This is a genomic window from Pseudomonas sp. SM4 (assembly GCF_051913165.1).
Lineage (GTDB): Bacteria > Pseudomonadota > Gammaproteobacteria > Pseudomonadales > Pseudomonadaceae > Aquipseudomonas.
Genome location: NZ_JBODOE010000012.1, coordinates 157,297 through 175,386, shown reverse-complemented (window position 1 = coordinate 175,386; position 18,090 = coordinate 157,297). Strand labels below are relative to the sequence as shown.

The following is an 18,090-nucleotide window of genomic DNA, read 5'->3' as shown; positions in this document are numbered from 1 at the left end:
TAGCAAATGAGTGGCAACTTCCTCGCTCTGGCACAGCCGGGCGTGCAACAACTTTCGCCGTACGTTCCGGGCAAGCCTGTGGACGAACTGGCGCGCGAGCTGGATCTAGATCCGGCGAAAATCGTCAAACTGGCGAGCAACGAAAACCCGCTGGGCGCCAGTCCGAAAGCCTTGGCGGCGATCCGCGAAGAGCTGGCCGAGCTGACCCGTTATCCGGATGGCAATGGTTTCGCATTGAAATCCTTGCTGGCCGAGCAGTGCCGCGTCGACCTGAATCAGGTCACCTTGGGTAACGGTTCCAACGATATTCTTGAGCTGGTCGCGCGCGCCTATCTGGCGCCGGGCCTGAATGCGGTGTTCAGTGAGCACGCTTTCGCTGTGTACCCAATTGCCACTCAGGCGGTCGGCGCGCAAGCCAAAGTGGTGCCGGCCAAGAATTGGGGGCATGACTTGCCTGCAATGCTCGCGGCCATCGATGCCAACACCCGCGTGGTGTTCATCGCCAACCCGAACAACCCGACCGGCACCTGGTTCGGCGCAGAAGCGCTGGACGAGTTCCTCCAGGATGTTCCGGAGCACGTGTTGGTGGTGCTGGATGAGGCGTACATCGAGTACGCCGAAGGCAGCGATCTGCCGGATGGTCTGGATTTCCTCGCCGCGTACCCGAATCTGCTGGTTTCGCGCACCTTCTCCAAGGCTTACGGCTTGGCGGCGTTGCGCGTTGGCTACGGCCTGTCGACTCCGGTTGTTGCTGACGTGCTGAACCGCGTTCGCCAGCCGTTCAACGTCAACAGCCTCGCCTTGGCAGCAGCCTGCGCAGCGCTGAAAGACGAGGAGTATCTGGCGCAAAGCCGTCAGCTCAACGAGTCGGGCATGCAGCAGTTGCAGGCCGGTTTCCGTGAGCTGGGTCTGGGCTGGATCGAGTCGAAAGGCAACTTCATCTGCGTCGATCTCGGCCAGGTTGCAGCCCCTGTGTTCCAGGGCTTGCTGCGCGAAGGCGTGATCGTGCGTCCAGTGGCCAATTACGGCATGCCGAACCACCTGCGGGTGACCATCGGTCTGCCAGCGGAAAACAGCCGCTTCCTCGAAGCGCTGCGCAAGGTTCTGGCTCGTGGGTGATGTCACTGCAATGCAATCTGCTGCACCTATGATCGGTCGCCTTGTGGTGGTCGGTCTGGGGTTGATCGGTGGTTCGTTTGCCAAAGGCTTGCGTGAAAGCGGTGTGTGCCGTGAAGTGGTCGGGGTCGATCTCGATCCGCAATCGCGCAAGCTCGCGGTCGAGTTGGGTGTGGTCGATCGTTGTGAAGATGACTTGGCAGCGGCTTGCCAGGGTGCTGACGTAATTCAGCTGGCGGTGCCGATTCTGGCCATGGAAAAAGTGCTCGCGCGTCTGGCGAGCATGGATCTGGGCTCGGCGATTCTGACCGACGTCGGCAGCGCCAAAGGCAATGTGGTGCGCGCGGCAACCGAGGCGTTTGGCGCTATGCCGCCGCGTTTCGTGCCGGGCCATCCGATTGCCGGTTCCGAGCAGAGCGGGGTGGAAGCCTCCAATGCTGAGCTGTTCCGTCGTCACAAAGTGATTCTCACGCCGCTCGAGCAAACCGATCCGGCCGCGTTGGCTGTGGTTGATCGTCTGTGGCGCGAATTGGGCGCCGACGTCGAGCACATGCAAGTCGAGCGTCACGATGAAGTGTTGGCCGCGACCAGCCATCTGCCGCACTTACTGGCCTTCGGTCTGGTCGATTCGTTGGCCAAGCGCAATGAAAACCTTGAGATCTTCCGTTACGCTGCCGGTGGTTTCCGCGATTTCACAAGAATTGCCGGAAGCGACCCGGTGATGTGGCACGACATCTTCCTCGCCAACCGCGAGGCTGTCCTGCGCACACTCGATACATTTCGCAGCGACCTCGACGCCTTGCGCGACGCGGTCGATGCAGGGGATGGGCACCAATTGTTGGGCGTTTTCACTCGCGCCCGGGTTGCCCGCGAGCATTTCAGTAAAATCCTGGCCCGCAGGGCCTATGTGGACGCTATGAATTCCAACGATCTGATCTTCCTGGCTCAACCTGGTGGCCGCCTGTCCGGTCGGATTCGCGTACCGGGTGACAAATCGATTTCCCACCGTTCGATCATGCTCGGTTCGCTGGCCGAAGGCGTCACCGAAGTCGAAGGCTTCCTCGAGGGCGAAGACGCCCTGGCGACCTTGCAGGCGTTCCGTGACATGGGCGTGGTCATCGAAGGCCCGCACCACGGCCGCGTGACCATTCATGGTGTCGGCCTGCATGGTCTGAAACCGGCGCCGGGCCCGATCTACCTGGGCAACTCCGGTACTTCGATGCGTCTGCTGTCCGGCCTGCTGGCCGCGCAAAACTTCGACAGCACTTTGACTGGCGATGCGTCGCTGTCCAAGCGTCCAATGAATCGCGTGGCCAATCCGCTGCGAGAAATGGGCGCTGTGATCGAAACCGCTGCTGAAGGTCGTCCGCCGATGACTATTCGTGGCGGGCACAAGCTCAAAGGCCTGACCTACACCATGCCGATGGCCAGTGCTCAGGTGAAATCCTGCCTGCTGCTCGCCGGCCTGTACGCCGAAGGCAAGACCACCGTGACCGAGCCGGCCCCGACTCGCGATCACACCGAGCGCATGCTGCGCGGCTTCGGTTATCCGGTAAGTGTTGAAGGCGCTACGGCTTCGGTCGAGCCTGGCGGCAAGCTCACTGCAACTCATATTGAAGTGCCGGGTGACATCTCGTCGTCGGCGTTCTTTCTCGTCGCGGCCTCGATCGCCGAAGGTTCGGAGCTGGTGCTCGAGCACGTCGGCATCAACCCGACCCGTACCGGCGTCATCGACATCCTGCGCCTGATGGGCGCGGACATCACTCTGGAAAACCAGCGCGAAGTCGGCGGCGAGCCTGTGGCTGACCTGCGCGTGCGAGCAGCTAAACTCAAGGGTATCGAGATTCCCGAGGAGCTGGTTCCGCTGGCCATCGACGAGTTCCCGGTATTGTTCGTCGCCGCTGCCTGTGCCGAAGGGCGCACTGTGTTGACCGGCGCTGAAGAACTGCGCGTCAAGGAATCGGATCGTATCCAGGTCATGGCGGACGGTTTGCTGGCGCTGGGCGTCAAGTGTGAACCGACCCCGGACGGCATCATCATCGACGGTGGCCGGATTGGCGGCGGCGAAGTGCATGGTCACGGCGATCACCGCATTGCGATGGCTTTTAGCGTGGCCTCGCTGCGCGCCACTGCGCCGATCCGCATCCATGATTGCGCCAACGTCGCGACGTCGTTCCCGAACTTCCTCGCGTTGTGCGCGCAGGTCGGCATTCGTGTGGCACAAGAGGCTCAGTCGTGAAAAACATTGCACCGGTCATCACCATCGATGGGCCAAGCGGCTCGGGCAAAGGCACGGTCGCCGGGATTCTGGCCAAGCGTCTGGGCTGGAACCTGCTGGATTCCGGCGCGCTGTACCGCTTGCTGGCGTTTGCTGCGCACAACCATGGCGTTGACCTGACCAATGAAGAGCTGCTGAAAAAACTGGCCGCTCATCTGGATGTGCAGTTCATCGCGGCGACCGATGGTCAGTTGCAGCGGATCATCCTGGAAGGTGACGAAGTCAGCGATGTCATTCGCACCGAGAGCATCGGTTCCGGTGCTTCGCAAGTGGCTGCATTGCCGGCTGTACGCGAGGCGCTGCTGCAGCGTCAGCGCGCTTTCCAGGAGGCGCCGGGCCTGGTGGCCGACGGTCGCGATATGGGCACGGTGGTTTTTCCGAATGCGCCGCTGAAGATTTTCCTCACCGCGAGTGCCGAGGAGAGGGCGCGCCGTCGATATTTGCAGTTGAAGGGCAAAGTCGAGGGTGTTAGTCTGTCGAGTCTGCTAGATGAGATCCGTGCACGCGATGAGCGTGACACCCAGCGAGCGGTAGCCCCGCTTAAGCCGGCGGCTGACGCCATACAGCTGGATTCCACGGAGTTGTCCATTGATCAGGTGCTTGAACGCATCATGAGCGAGATCGCCATTCGCGATATCGCCGGGTGACCAAGAAGGTTGCAGGGGACCAGTCATAGTCCTGTGGCGCTTCTTTTATTTGAAACTAACCCACACCGTCTGGGGTGTGGAGATGGGCGTATCCTTCGCCCTCATTTACAGGAATTAAAATGAGCGAAAGCTTTGCGGAACTCTTTGAAGAAAGCCTAAAAACCCTGAACCTTCAGGCAGGCTCCATCATCACCGGTGTTATCGTTGATATCGATTACCAAGCTCGCTGGGTAACCGTTCACGCTGGCCTGAAGTCTGAAGCACTCATCCCGCTTGAGCAGTTCTACAACGACGCTGGCGATCTGACTATCAATGTCGGTGACGAAGTTCACGTTGCTCTGGACTCGGTTGAAGACGGTTTCGGTGAAACCAAGCTGTCCCGTGAAAAAGCCAAGCGCGCTGAGTGCTGGATCGTTCTGGAAGCAGCCTTCGCAGCTGAGGAAGTGGTCAAGGGCGTTATCAACGGTAAGGTTAAAGGCGGCTTCACTGTCGACGTTAACGGCATCCGTGCGTTCCTGCCAGGTTCCCTGGTTGACGTCCGTCCAGTGCGCGACACCACGCACCTGGAAGGCAAAGAGCTGGAATTCAAGGTCATCAAGCTGGACCAGAAGCGCAACAACGTTGTCGTTTCCCGTCGCAGCGTCCTGGAAGCCGAGAACTCCGCCGAGCGTGAAGCTCTGCTGGAATCCTTGCAGGAAGGCCAGCAAGTCAAAGGTATCGTCAAAAACCTCACCGATTACGGCGCATTCGTCGATCTGGGTGGCGTGGACGGCCTGCTGCACATCACCGACATGGCCTGGAAGCGCATCAAGCATCCTTCCGAGATCGTTAACGTTGGTGACGAAATCGACGTCAAGGTTCTGAAATACGATCGCGAACGCAACCGTGTTTCCCTGGGCCTGAAGCAACTGGGCGAAGATCCATGGGTTGCTATCAAAGCCCGTTACCCAGAAAGCACTCGCGTTACCGCTCGTGTAACCAACCTGACCGACTACGGCTGCTTCGCTGAGCTGGAAGAAGGCGTTGAAGGTCTGGTACACGTATCGGAAATGGACTGGACCAACAAGAACATCCACCCTTCGAAAGTCGTACAAGTCGGCGACGAAGTGGAAGTTATGGTTCTGGACATCGACGAGGAGCGTCGTCGTATCTCCCTGGGCATCAAGCAGTGCAAATCTAACCCATGGGAAGATTTCTCTGGCCAGTTCAACAAGGGCGATAAAATCTCCGGCACCATCAAGTCGATCACCGATTTCGGTATCTTCATTGGTCTGGACGGCGGCATCGACGGCCTGGTTCACCTGTCCGACATCTCCTGGAACGAAGTGGGCGAAGAAGCCGTACGTCGTTTCAAGAAGGGCGACGAGCTGGACACCGTTATCCTGTCGGTTGACCCAGAGCGCGAGCGTATCTCCCTGGGTATCAAGCAGCTGGAAAGCGATCCGTTCTCCGAGTACGTCTCGGTTAACGACAAAGGCGCCATCGTTAAAGGCACTGTGAAAGAAGTTGACGCCAAAGGCGCCATCATCGTTCTGGCCGACGATATCGAAGCGACTCTGAAAGCCTCCGAAATCAGCCGTGACCGCGTTGAAGACGCGCGCAACGTTCTGAAAGAAGGCGAAGAAGTAGAAGCCAAGATCATCAGCGTTGATCGTAAGAGCCGCGTGATCCAACTCTCCATCAAGTCGAAAGACGACGCTGAAGAGAAAGAAGCTATCCAGAGCCTGAAAGCAGCTCCGGAAGGCGAAGCAGTTGACACCACCATGGCTGCACTGCTGAAGCAAGCAATGGCCAAACAGAACTAAGTTCTGCTTGATCATGAAAAAGGGCGACTTCGGTCGCCCTTTTTTGTGTCTGCGATTTGGCGGCAGGTCAGGTTTCCGGTGAAACCAATCTCACGCCTGGGCTGTCTGTTTCTTTATTCGGATCAATCGTCTATTCGCGACTAAGCTTGGACTTGGGTGCGCAGTAGTCGGGCAGTTGCCTGGCATAAGGAAGTGGATGAACAAGTTTATTGTCCTCATAGCGATCTTGTTGAGCGCTGGCTGTACTACAAGTGCCAAGACCCATGCGGTGCGCGGGGTCAGTGGTATTGAAGTCGATTGTTCCGGTTTGGGCTCGGGCTGGGAGAAGTGCCAGAAGCGTGCAGCGAAGGAGTGCAAGGGTGCAGGCTATAAGGTGGTGACGCGATCTGATGACGCCAAGGATGAAGATGAGTTTCCCTTTGGCTTCAATCCAGCTGGCTACGTGACGCGTACCATGCTGGTGATCTGCCGCTGAGTGCGGTGAACCGGTTTGGTGATCTGATGCTCTGAAAATGGGCGTTTTGACGCTAAGGAAGATATGTCAATCCCTGGGCTGTTCAAAATCTTCCGGGCGTGCTAAAACCTTTCAAGCGCTGATCTAGCTGCTTGAAAAAGAAGGGAAAAATATGACGAAGTCGGAGTTGATCGAACGAATTGTCACCCATCAAGGGCTGCTCTCATCCAAGGATGTGGAGCTGGCCATCAAGACCATGCTTGAACAAATGTCCCAGTGTCTGGCCACCGGTGATCGTATCGAGATCCGTGGGTTTGGCAGCTTCTCACTGCATTATCGCGCGCCGCGTGTAGGGCGCAATCCAAAGACCGGTCAGTCCGTCAGCCTTGACGGTAAGTTCGTTCCACACTTCAAGCCGGGCAAAGAACTGCGCGATCGTGTGAACGAGGAAGAGGAGGAGGGCGTTTGATCCTCGCTGCTGAATATCAGGGAGATGCTCATGCGTAATCTCAAACGCATACTTCTTGGCGTTTTCGTTTTGTTGCTTGTCTTGGTTGTTCTGGCCTTTGTCCTTGAAAACCAGCAGGCGGTGTCGTTGTTGTTTCTAGGTTGGTCCGGGCCGCAACTTCCGTTGTCGTTGGTTGTTGTCGTGGCATTGCTGATCGGCATGTTTATCGGCCCGATTCTCGGCTGGTTTCTGGGGCGCTCGTCCAGAGCTGCACGCAAGCGCCTTGTCTGAAAACGACAGGTGCAGGGCATCTGTCGAAATTGCACCTCTGCCTGTCTATATCCATTAGTAAAACCTTCATTAAGCTGTAAAATGCAGCCCTTGTTCGATAGTGGCCTATTCCCACTTCGATTCAGACTGACTCTGACAGAAGCTTCAGTTTTGATGGCTTCTGCATTCATGGATTAGACAGTGCTCGTTGGTGTCACTGTCCGCAGCTCAAGGGTATGCTTTCGCGTGAAAATTCTAATTACCGGCGGCGCCGGGTTCATCGGCTCGGCAGTCATTCGCCACATCATTTCCAACACCGCCGATTCTGTCGTCAATGTCGACAAGCTGACTTACGCCGGTAACCTGGAGTCTTTGGCTGAAGTCAGCCAAGACTCGCGATACGCATTTGAACGCGTTGATATCTGTGATCGCGATCAAATCGACCGCGTCCTGCGAGACCATCAGCCGGATGCGATCATGCATCTTGCTGCAGAGTCGCACGTTGATCGTTCGATTTCGGGGCCTTCCGAATTCATTCAAACCAACATCATCGGCACTTACACGTTGCTCGAGGCGGCTCGTCATTACTGGGCTGCGCTTGATGATGCACGTAAAGCCAGCTTTCGCTTCCATCACATTTCCACTGACGAAGTGTATGGCGACCTGGAAGGCCCGGAAGACCTGTTCACTGAAACCACGCCCTACCAGCCAAGCTCGCCATACTCGGCCAGCAAAGCCAGTTCCGATCATCTCGTGCGCGCATGGGCCCGCACCTACGGCCTGCCGACTCTAGTCACCAACTGCTCGAACAACTACGGTCCTTGCCACTTCCCCGAGAAGTTGATCCCGCTGATCATCCTCAATGCTTTGGAAGGCAAGCCGTTGCCTGTTTATGGCAAAGGCAACCAGGTTCGTGACTGGCTCTACGTGGAAGACCATGCACGTGCGTTGTATAAAGTCGTTACCGAAGGTGTCATTGGTGAGACTTACAACATCGGTGGTCACAACGAGAAGCAGAACATCGAAGTTGTTCATACGCTTTGTGCGCTGCTTGATGAGCTTCGTCCAGACTCCGCGTATCGTCCGCACGCAAGCTTGATCACTTACGTGCAGGATCGTCCTGGTCATGACCAGCGCTACGCAATTGATGCCAGCAAGATTCAGCGGGAGTTGGGCTGGACGCCGGAAGAAACCTTCGATACCGGCATTCGCAAAACGGTTGAATGGTACCTGCAGAACACCGAGTGGGTTGCTCACGTGAAGAGCGGCAGCTACCAGCAGTGGATCGATCAGAACTACGCAGATCGTTCGAACAAAGCATGAAAATCCTACTGCTAGGCAAAAATGGCCAGGTAGGCTGGGAGTTGCAACGCTCCCTGGCACCTGTTGGCGAATTGATTGCCCTGGATCGTCATCCAGTAGGCAGCTTGAGCGGCGATTTATCCGACCTCGATGCACTTCGCGCGACGATTCGTCAGGTCAAACCCGACGTTATCGTCAATGCAGCAGCTTACACCGCTGTCGATAAGGCCGAATCCGACATCGAACTGGCTGATCGCGTCAACGGTCTCGCTACTCAGGTGATGGCGCAGGAAGCCGCAACACTGGGTGCGTGGCTGGTTCACTATTCCACCGACTATGTGTTCAGTGGTGAAGGCTTGACGCCGTGGCGGGAGACCGATGCGGTATCGCCGGTGAATCATTACGGCGCCAGCAAGCTGGCGGGCGAGCAGGCGATCGTCGCTTCGGGCTGCAAGCACCTGATCTTCCGTACCAGTTGGGTCTATGCCGCGCGTGGCAACAATTTTGCCAAGACCATGCTGCGTCTGGCCAAGGATCGCGACACACTGGGTGTGATCGCCGATCAGATTGGCGCGCCGACCGGTGCTGAGCTGATCGCCGACGTCACCGCGCAGGCTATTGGGCAGGTCCTGCTGCGTCCGGAACTGGCTGGGCTCTATCATTTGGCCGCCGCCGGCGAAGTCTCCTGGCACGGTTATGCCAGCCATGTGATTGACTTTGCCAAGGCCAATGGTGAAGCGCTTGCCGTCACGGCGATCAATCCCATCGATACCACCGCTTACCCGACACCTGCGCGCCGTCCTTTGAATTCCCGACTGGATACTCAAAAACTGCGCGACAATTTTTCTCTACACTTGCCGGATTGGCAAAGTGGTGTAACCCGAATGCTTAGGGAAGTTCTGAATAAATGACCACGACAAATCGTAAAGGCATCATTCTCGCCGGTGGTTCGGGCACGCGCCTGCACCCGCTGACACTCGGCGTTTCCAAGCAGATGCTGCCAATCTACGACAAGCCGATGATCTTTTATCCGCTGTCGGTACTGATGCTCGCAGGAATGCGTGAAATTCTGATCATCTCCACGCCGGAAGATCTGCCATGTTTTCGCAAGCTTTTGGGTGATGGCAGTCTGTACGGAATTCAGCTGACTTATGCCGAGCAGCCTGCGCCTGACGGGTTGGCGCAAGCGTTTATCATTGGCGAAGAGTTCATCGGAAAAGACCCTTGCTGTCTGATTCTTGGGGACAATATTTTTTATGGTCAGCACTTCTCTGATAATCTCCGGGCGGCTACCAATCAGGTACAGGGCGCCACGGTCTTTGGGTATCACGTTTCCGATCCTGAGCGATTCGGAGTGGTCGAGTTCGACGCTTCCGGGCGTGCGCTGAGCATTGAAGAAAAGCCGCAAAAGCCCAAGTCAAATTATGCTGTCACTGGTTTGTACTTCTATGACAACAAGGTGGTCGATATCGCGAAAGGTATAACACCGTCGGCGCGCGGCGAACTTGAGATCACCGATGTCAATCAGGCCTACCTCAATCAGAAGTCATTGAATGTCGAAATGTTGGGTCGTGGCTTCGCATGGCTGGACACTGGTACCCATGACTCTCTGCTTGAGGCCAGTCATTTCGTGCATACCATCGAGCAGCGTCAGGGTTTGAAAGTGGCGTGTCTTGAAGAAATTGCCTATCACAACGGTTGGATCACTGCTGAAGAATTGGCATCCCAGGCTGATGCGCTGAAGAAAACAGGCTACGGTCAGTATCTGCAAAAGCTTTTAGACTCGCCTTCACGTTGATTGTCAGAATATTTAACGATTAACCGAAGCAGCAGGAATGGCATGTCAGTGAAACTTCCCAAGGTTGCGGTTTTGCTGGCTGCATACAATGGTATGCAATGGATCGAGGAACAGTTGGTCTCGATCCTCGGGCAGACGGGTGTAGATGTAACTGTTTATATTAGTGTTGATCCTTCCGCTGATGGAACTGAGTCTTGGTGTAAGCAGTACGCGGAAAGTTTTTCTTCGGTGGTTGTTTTGCCGTCTGCTGGTGTTTTTGGTGGCGCTTCTCGAAATTTCTTTCGGTTGGTTCGTGATGTTGATTTTCAACATTGCGACTTTGTTGCGTTTGCTGATCAGGACGATATTTGGCGCCCGGACAAGCTGCAGCGGGCGACTCAAGTTCTGTTGGATGGTAGTTTCGATGCATATTCCAGTAATGTCACTGCATTCTGGTCAGACGGCAGAACTCATATATTGAACAAAGCGCAGCCACAGGTTGAGTGGGACTTTCTATTCGAGGCTGCCGGGCCTGGCTGTACCTATGTTATGACAAAAGAGCTTGTCGAGGTGATCAGGAGTTCCATGCTCACCAATTGGGCGCAGTTGCAAAAGGTTAGCTTACACGATTGGTACTGCTACGCCTTTGCGCGAAGCCATGGATATCGGTGGTGCATTGATCCAGTATCTTCCATGGAGTATCGCCAGCATGAGCGTAACCAGGTAGGCGCCAATAAGGGGCTTAGCCCGTTAATCGCTCGTTACAAGACGATTCATGATGGGTGGTGGTTTAGCCAGGTTCAATTAATTGCTCGGTTGGTCGGGGTTGATTCCGATCCATTTGTGAAAAAGTGGTTGAAACTACATCCTTTGCAACTTCTCGGTTTGTCGTTTAGTGCCCGAAGTTGTCGGCGTCGATTGCGAGACAAGTTTTTTTTCTTCTTTATTTGCTGGGCGACTGCTTTGATAGGGAAAAAAGTTCAATGACAGCTCGCAAGGTTTTAATTACCGGCGCCAACGGTTTTGTGGGGGAGGCTCTGGTTTACAAGTTGTTGGTGGACAAGCGGTTCTGTGCCGTCGCAGCGACACGAGGCGTTACGCGCTTGAGCGGACTGTGTCAGGTGCTACCGTTCGATCTGACTCGCCTCGATAATTTGCCCTCTCTCGAAGGCATTGATGTATTGGTTCATGCAGCAGCTCGTGTGCATGTCATGCATGACACCGCTAAGGATGTGCTGGGAGAGTTTCGCAAGCTGAATGTGGAAGGTACCGTCAAGTTGGCGCAGCGTGCGGCTGCGGAGGGCGTCAGGCGTTTCATTTTCATAAGTTCAATCAAGGTCAACGGCGAGAATACCTTTTGCGGTGAAGTGTTCAGGGCTGATGATTCTCCCGCACCAGAGGATGCTTACGGTACTTCCAAGTATGAGGCTGAGCAGGCCTTGAAGAGTATCGGGCTCGAAACCGGGATGGAAATTGTGATCATTCGTCCACCTTTGGTTTATGGGCCTGGAGTCAAAGCCAACTTCCTGACGATGTTGGGTTGGTTGAGTCGGGGCATTCCATTGCCACTGGGGGCGATCAGAAATCGTCGAAGTCTCGTATCCCTAGGGAATCTGATCAGTCTGATTGTTCGGTGTATTGATCATCCGGCGGCCGCCAATCAGGTTTTTCTTGTAAGTGATGGGGAGGACATGTCGACAACTCAGCTTCTGAGCCGCTTGTCCAAGATGTTGGGGCGTCGGGTGTGGTTGGTGCCGTTGCCTGAGGTGTTGTTGAAAGTGGCTGCTTCCTTGCTTGGCAGGCAAGCTGTTGCTCGGCGTTTGTGTGGGTCCTTGCAGGTCGATATTAGTAAGAATTATGAGTTGCTTGGCTGGAAACCTCCGGTAAGTGTGGACCGGGCCTTGCGCCAGACTGCGGGCTATTTTATGGATATACAACCGAAATGAATGTTTGGTGGCTGCTGCTCGCGGGTTTTGTTATTTCTTGGTGTGGCACTCTTTTTTTGCGTCGTTATGCCGTCGCTCAGAGTTTGATGGATGTTCCCAACGAGAGAAGTTCTCACTCGGTACCGACTCCGCGCGGGGGAGGGGTGGCGATTGTCGTCGCTTTTATCCTGCTGCTTCCATTTCTTTATGGTCTGGGGTTTCTTGATCTGAATCTGTTGTATGGATTGTTGGGTTCGGGAGCGTTGGTGGCGATTGTAGGGTTTGCGGACGATCATGGGCATATCGCGGCGAGGTGGCGATTGCTAGGACACTTTGTTGCAGCTGTTTGGGCGCTGTACTGGATGACGGGACTGGCTCCCTTGTCGGTGTTTGGTGCAAGCATCGATTTTGGGTGGTCAGGAACGGTACTCGCCTCCGTTTATCTTGTATGGATGTTGAATCTGTATAACTTCATGGATGGTATAGATGGTATAGCCAGCGTCCAGGCGGTCTTTGTCTGTTTGGCCAGTTGTTTTGTTTCATGGATGGTGGGTAGCGACGCAACCTTATGGGCTGCGTTATTGCTTTCCTTCGCGGTTGCCGGGTTTTTATTCTGGAATTTTCCGCCGGCAAAAATATTCATGGGGGATGCCGGGAGCGGGTTTCTAGGGATTGTACTGGGGGTTCTTTCGTTGTATTCCGCCTGGAGTAGTGCCAACTTGATATGGTGTTGGCTGATTTTGCTGGGGGTTTTTGTCGTGGATGCAACGATGACTTTATTGATAAGGCTTTCTCGCAAGGAGAAGGTGTATCAGGCTCATCGCAGCCATGCTTATCAATTTGCAGCCAGGAAATATGCCAGCCATAAAGTAGTTACTTTTGGTGTTGCCGCAGTTAATCTTTTTTGGCTATTCCCAATTGCGATTATGGTTGGATTGGAATTTTTTGATGGGATCTTCGGTGTAGTGTTGGCCTATATTCCGTTAGTTTTTCTCGCGATTAAATTCAACGCAGGTAAAGGCGAAGTGTAGGTTTTTTTGATAGGCGGGCGAGTGTGGTATTGATTGGTAGCTCGGCGTACGCCGGCCGGGCGGCCGAGCGTTGAATGGAGGCGGCGAAATCTGTTACGATTGGCGATTAAATTGATGCTTCGGATGCTCCCGTTCATCGACGGGTCTGTATGGTGCTTGACAAGTTTTCCATTCGCTTACTGGTTCGAGTTAACGAGGGTGATTGGTGAATAGCCAGGGAGCGGAAGCAATATTGGCAGTGAATATTGTCGTCAATGCAATAGGATGTTCGAAATTTGGTCAAGGAAGCTGTTGTCAGTCACACTTTTTGCCGGATGCCCAAGGTCTCCGGGTGGGTACAGGTGCTCCCGGCTAGGGGGATTGGTGGTCATGCTGAGTGCGTTGATCAACTCCTCTGAAAGGTCGAAACCAGAAATGAAAATGACAGAAAACCCAAAGGGCTACGCATGAACCCGCACGCTGTTCGTTCAACCTCTCCCATCACACTGTTTCGCTCAATTAAAACTAATCGCGGTTTGATTTATAGTTTAATCAAAAGAGATATTGCTGGTCGTTACAGTGGATCTGTTTTGGGGTTGATGTGGTCGTTTTTCAACCCTGTTCTTATGTTGGCTGTCTACACGTTTGTTTTTAGTGTTGTTTTTAAGGCGCGCTGGGTAGGTGGGAGTGGTTCAAAAACCGAGTTTGCACTTGTGCTCTTTGCGGGGCTAATGGTGTTTAACCTGTTTTCGGAGTGTATAAATAGAGCGCCCAGTCTGATTCTTTCCAATGTCAATTATGTAAAGAAGGTGATCTTTCCTTTGGAAATCCTTCCATTGGTTACATTGGGGTCTGCACTTTTTCACCTGCTGATCAATTTCATAGTGTGGTTGGTTTTCTATGTGATTTTCTACGGTTTGCCTCATGTAGGCGTTCTGCTGTTCCCTCTGGTGCTTTTGCCTCTTGCACTCATGACACTTGGAGTGACCTGGTTTGTAGCCTCTCTCGGGGTTTACCTTCGCGATGTTGCTCAGGTTATCAGTACACTCGTACCTGTTCTTATGTTCCTGTCGCCCGTCTTTTACCCGCTCAAGAGTTTGCCTGAGCGATTTCAGGCTGTAGTTCAAATCAGCCCCATCACCGTTGCGGTAGAGCAGACACGCGGCCTCATGTACTGGGGTGAGTCGCTGGACTGGCGTCTCTGGGCGCTCTACCTGACTGTTTCTTGTGCAATTGCCTGGTTTGGCTTTGTTTGGTTCCAGAAGACTCGAAAGGGGTTTGCAGATGTCCTCTGATGATTACTCGATCCGCGTAAATGGTCTTGGCAAGTGCTACGAAATTTATGCCACGCCACGTGATCGCTTGAAGCAGTTCATCATTCCCCCGATCCAGCGTCTGGTGGGGTATGAGCCCTCCTCCTATTGCCGTGAATATTGGGCACTGGAGAATATTTCTTTCGATATTCGCAAGGGCGAGGCTTTTGGCATCGTCGGCAGAAACGGGAGCGGAAAAAGTACGCTTCTCCAGCTCATCACGGGGACCATCGCACCGACCGTCGGTACTGTTGAGACTCGAGGCAGAGTTGCGGCACTTCTGGAACTGGGCTCAGGATTTAATCCTGAATTCACGGGTCGCGATAACGTTTATCTTAACGCCATGTTGCTCGGCATGACCCATGCCGAAGTCGATGAGCGCTTTGACAAGATTGCTGCTTTTGCTGATATCGGCGATTACCTGGATCAGCCGGTCAAGACATATTCGAGCGGAATGTTAGTACGGCTGGCGTTCGCCGTTCAAGTTCAGATCGAGCCGGACATTCTTATCGTGGATGAGGCGCTGGCCGTCGGCGATGCGCTATTCCAGAAACGCTGTTTCGGTCGGATTGAAAAGTTGCTTTCCGACGGTGTAACGCTTCTGTTTGTTTCTCATGATCAGGAGTCGGTTCGGACACTGACCAATCGTGCGATTCTGCTCAAAGGTGGACGGGAAGTCACAATGGGGTCTGCATCGCAGGTGCTGCTGGACTACCGCAAATTGCTACATCAGGAAGAGTCCGCCTATTTCGCGAAACTCATGCAGCCAGCCGCAGAAAAGACACCTGCTGCCGCATCTCGTGGAGAGACATCCAAAGCACCTCAAGAGAGTGAGGTTGCCGAACTGCAAGGTAATTCCCAAAGCGTGACAGAAGCTCCTGCTCTCGCCGGACGTGCCGATCAGATGTCGTTCGGAGATGGTGGTGTCGAGGTTTTGGCAGTTGGCACCTTCGGTGCCGATGATGAGCCTTGCGCGGTATTTTATCCTGGGGATGTTATTCGCATTCGCGTCGATTGCATTTCACGCATTGATACGGATTGCATCAACGTCGGCGTGAGAATTCGCAGCAGAGAAGGGATAAAAATCTACTCTTGGGGCACTTTGAACCAAGATATGCAGGTTCTTTCCGGGCTGCGGGAAGGTGATCTTTTCTGGAAGCGCCAACTCAAGGCGGGAGAAAAGTTCCATGTCTGGCTGGAGTGTGACTGTTCTCTAGGTTCGAATCTCTATGAGATCCAGGCTTCGATATCCTATGAGGCCAAACCTGACTATTCCGCTCAACGGATTTTGCATTGGAAAGATGAAGCAGCATTCTTCCAAACACTGATGCGGCAGGATGAATACTTTTTCGGTGGGATAACCGACCTACATATGGCCGCGAGGTGGTAATTATGAGTTCAGCAAACGAAATTGATTATATCTCGCTCGGCAATGATTACTGGAAAGGCATCCTTCAATCCGGCAAGCGCCATGAAGACTTTCGCAATACCGCTTCGTGGGTAGTGAAAACCTGCGGCATCGGATCGACGCTGGATATCGGCTGCGGTAGCGGTGGGATGGTTTCTGCACTCCTTGAGCGGGGCGTGGACGCCGAAGGCGTGGATGTTTCTACCCTTGCAGTGGATGCAGCCAGCAAACGGCATCCCGACCGTTTCAAACAAGGCTCGGTTTTGTCATTGCCGTACCCCGATGGTCGGTTCGATGCGGTAGTCTCCGTCAATTGTCTGGAGCACCTTTCCCGCGCCGATGTGCCCGCGGCCTTGCGCGAAATCTATCGTGTTTCTTCCCGATATGTGTTTCTGCAGATTGCATCAGTGGCCGAGGATGGCGAGCGCGCACTCCTGACATCTGAAGGGCGTGCCTGGTGGGAAGCGCAATGTTTCGAAGCTGGCTTTCGTAAACACACGCTTTATTATCAAATCAACCCCTACGAGGCGTTGAACGAAGACGGTCGGCAAATCTTTGTCCTGATGGAAAAGGTTCCCACCGAAGCATTGCGCCACTATGACCTGTCTGTTCTCGTGGAAGAGCGCTTGCTGCATACCGACATGTTGCGGGAAGTTGGGCGGCGCGGCGATGCACACTGCATCCGGTATCAGAAAGCCGCCGAGTTTGTACGCCCGGGTGATCGGGTACTGGATGTTGCCTGTGGTCTTGGCTATGGAAGCCATATGATCTATGCGGCATCGCAAGCCAGTTATGTACTAGGTGTGGATCTGAGCGATTTTGGCATTGCTTATGCCAATGCCCACTACGGTTGCGCCGGCAAAGTCGAGTTCCAGGTTGGCGATGCTCAAGCCCTGAGTTCGATTGCTGACAACAGCATAGATTTCATCGCTGCGTTCGAAACGATCGAACACGTACCTGAACCTATGGAATATCTGCTCCAGTTGAAGCGTGTCCTTAAACCGGGCGGCCGCGTGATGGTCTGTGCTCCAAACGATTGGGCAGATGAAACCGGCAAGGATCCCAACCCGCACCATTTGCACGTCTACACCTGGGAGCGCCTGGTCGCTGAATGCGGCAGTCAATTCCTCTTGGAGCAAGGTATGTTGCAAACGGCGGGTGGGGCTATGAAGTGCCACCATTCAAGCCGTAAATGGGTAACCGTGCCGGCCGATCGCCCTCTTGAAGAGGAGGCGGAGTGGGTGCTCCTGTTGGGAATGAAAGATCCCGTGGAGGGGGCGAGTGTTCCCTATAAAGAAACGCAATGGACGCTTCCTGTCTCCCCTGAATTCGCCGTTAGTGCGTTTGCCCGCGACTATCAGAATCCTTGGTTGGTGAAGGGGATGGTTGCTCAGGGGCAACGCGTGCGATCCAGCGTCTTGTTGCAGTCGATGCAGGATCGAGTGATGGCTTCGGCTGCGCTGGATTCTGTCGATTATGGCGCTGCGCTCTGCGGCAAGGTTTACGCCTGCGCGAGTGCAGCAGAGTTACCCGATGAGCAGTATCAAGACCTCCTGACTCAAGTTCGACGTTATGCCGCTATTGCCGACCCTGCTCCGCATCAATTGCGCTGGCAGGTATCGTTGCTGTTCGCTGGTGGCGAGCTCGCGCGCGGTCGGGGGAAGTTCGACGATGCAATCGATCTGTTTACCGCCTGTGCCACGCTGGATGTTCTGTCCTACAGCCCTCTGCTCGGCAACAAAGTGGTTGATGCCCGGTATTTGCTCGCGGTGCTCGCGTTGGCTCGTCACGACAAAGTTTCCGCCAAAGCTCACTTGTTGAGTTCGGTCAGTGAGGTTCAGCGACTTCTTGGCGGATCCTGGTTGAACATCAGCGGTGAGACTCAATCGCCTCTGCCGTTTGGTCTGGCTGAGTCCGCTCAACTGCTGGATAAAGCATCGCGTGCCGCTTACATGTTGTCGGTGATTGATGACGCATCACTCAGACCCGGTACTGTTTATCAAGAGTCGAGCGGTTTTTTTGAGCGTCAATTGGTTGAGCGGGACCGAAAGCTGAGCGAATTGAATTCGGCTGTAAGCGGCCTGATCAAGGTGCTGGATGAGAAAGACGTCGTTTGTAAAGGCCTTGTCGAACAAGTCAGCGCGCTCGATAGCCGCACGCATGAACTTGCAAGTGAGGTCATAAGACAAGACGCGCATGCTCAAGGGCTTGCACGAGAAGTTTGTCAAAGGGATGCCGAGATTGCTCGCCTGCTGAGTCAAGCCAGCAAAGGTACGCTGCAGCCTTTTTGGAAGAGAGTCCTGCGTGGTGTAAAGCGGAGAATGGGTCAATGAGTAG

16 protein-coding genes are annotated in these 18,090 nt (G+C 54.4%); all 16 read left to right on the top strand.

The genetic code is table 11. The features are described 5' to 3' along the window. Positions 1-6: 6 nt before the first annotated feature. The 16 genes from hisC to ACQ4MY_RS22090 all read left to right on the top strand — a co-directional run bounded on the left by hisC (position 7) and on the right by ACQ4MY_RS22090 (position 18,086). Positions 7-1,119 (top strand): histidinol-phosphate transaminase, encoded by a 1,113-nt coding sequence (hisC, locus tag ACQ4MY_RS22165; protein ID WP_440096474.1) that lies wholly within the window; start codon positions 7-9, stop codon positions 1,117-1,119. A 28-nt stretch (positions 1,120-1,147) separates the two neighbouring features. Further along, positions 1,148-3,355, top strand: coding sequence for a bifunctional prephenate dehydrogenase/3-phosphoshikimate 1-carboxyvinyltransferase (locus ACQ4MY_RS22160; protein ID WP_440096473.1), 2,208 nt, complete (start codon positions 1,148-1,150; stop codon positions 3,353-3,355). Continuing rightward, on the top strand, positions 3,352-4,041 hold the full coding sequence (cmk, locus tag ACQ4MY_RS22155) for a (d)CMP kinase (protein WP_158835747.1): 690 nt from the start codon (positions 3,352-3,354) through the stop codon (positions 4,039-4,041). The genes ACQ4MY_RS22160 and cmk overlap by 4 nt, the downstream gene beginning before the upstream one ends. 119 nt (positions 4,042-4,160) lie before the next feature. Beyond that, complete coding sequence (gene rpsA, locus ACQ4MY_RS22150; RefSeq protein WP_008079785.1) at positions 4,161-5,846, top strand: 30S ribosomal protein S1; 1,686 nt, start codon at positions 4,161-4,163, stop codon at positions 5,844-5,846. 196 nt (positions 5,847-6,042) lie between these two features. After that, the gene (locus ACQ4MY_RS22145) at positions 6,043-6,321 is read left to right on the top strand and encodes a hypothetical protein (RefSeq protein WP_158835750.1); all 279 of its coding nucleotides are present in this window, start codon (positions 6,043-6,045) and stop codon (positions 6,319-6,321) included. 151 nt (positions 6,322-6,472) lie between these two features. Then, positions 6,473-6,769: an integration host factor subunit beta gene (ihfB, locus tag ACQ4MY_RS22140; RefSeq protein ID WP_003189779.1), complete on the top strand. Its 297-nt coding sequence runs from the start codon at positions 6,473-6,475 to the stop codon at positions 6,767-6,769. Between the two features lie 30 nt (positions 6,770-6,799). Next, a complete protein-coding gene (locus ACQ4MY_RS22135) occupies positions 6,800-7,039 on the top strand; it encodes a lipopolysaccharide assembly protein LapA domain-containing protein (RefSeq protein WP_440096472.1) in 240 nt (79 codons plus the stop codon). Between the two features lie 225 nt (positions 7,040-7,264). Continuing rightward, positions 7,265-8,341 (top strand): dTDP-glucose 4,6-dehydratase, encoded by a 1,077-nt coding sequence (rfbB, locus tag ACQ4MY_RS22130; protein WP_440096486.1) that lies wholly within the window; start codon positions 7,265-7,267, stop codon positions 8,339-8,341. Beyond that, a complete protein-coding gene (gene rfbD / locus ACQ4MY_RS22125; RefSeq protein WP_440096471.1) occupies positions 8,338-9,231 on the top strand; it encodes a dTDP-4-dehydrorhamnose reductase in 894 nt (297 codons plus the stop codon). The genes rfbB and rfbD overlap by 4 nt, the downstream gene beginning before the upstream one ends. Further along, on the top strand, positions 9,228-10,118 hold the full coding sequence (gene rfbA / locus ACQ4MY_RS22120; RefSeq protein WP_440096470.1) for a glucose-1-phosphate thymidylyltransferase RfbA: 891 nt from the start codon (positions 9,228-9,230) through the stop codon (positions 10,116-10,118). The genes rfbD and rfbA overlap by 4 nt, the downstream gene beginning before the upstream one ends. 42 nt (positions 10,119-10,160) lie before the next feature. Further along, on the top strand, positions 10,161-11,084 hold the full coding sequence (locus ACQ4MY_RS22115) for a glycosyltransferase (RefSeq protein ID WP_440096469.1): 924 nt from the start codon (positions 10,161-10,163) through the stop codon (positions 11,082-11,084). Then, positions 11,081-12,043: a UDP-glucose 4-epimerase family protein gene (locus tag ACQ4MY_RS22110; RefSeq protein WP_440096468.1), complete on the top strand. Its 963-nt coding sequence runs from the start codon at positions 11,081-11,083 to the stop codon at positions 12,041-12,043. The genes ACQ4MY_RS22115 and ACQ4MY_RS22110 overlap by 4 nt, the downstream gene beginning before the upstream one ends. Beyond that, positions 12,040-13,053, top strand: coding sequence for an MraY family glycosyltransferase (locus tag ACQ4MY_RS22105; protein ID WP_440096467.1), 1,014 nt, complete (start codon positions 12,040-12,042; stop codon positions 13,051-13,053). The genes ACQ4MY_RS22110 and ACQ4MY_RS22105 overlap by 4 nt, the downstream gene beginning before the upstream one ends. 446 nt (positions 13,054-13,499) lie before the next feature. Beyond that, complete coding sequence (locus ACQ4MY_RS22100; RefSeq protein WP_440096466.1) at positions 13,500-14,327, top strand: ABC transporter permease; 828 nt, start codon at positions 13,500-13,502, stop codon at positions 14,325-14,327. Then, a complete protein-coding gene (locus ACQ4MY_RS22095; protein ID WP_440096465.1) occupies positions 14,317-15,735 on the top strand; it encodes an ABC transporter ATP-binding protein in 1,419 nt (472 codons plus the stop codon). Before ACQ4MY_RS22100 ends, ACQ4MY_RS22095 begins: the two co-directional genes overlap by 11 nt. A gap of 2 nt (positions 15,736-15,737) precedes the next feature. Continuing rightward, the gene (locus tag ACQ4MY_RS22090; protein WP_440096464.1) at positions 15,738-18,086 is read left to right on the top strand and encodes a class I SAM-dependent methyltransferase; all 2,349 of its coding nucleotides are present in this window, start codon (positions 15,738-15,740) and stop codon (positions 18,084-18,086) included. The last annotated feature ends 4 nt before the right edge of the window (positions 18,087-18,090 follow it).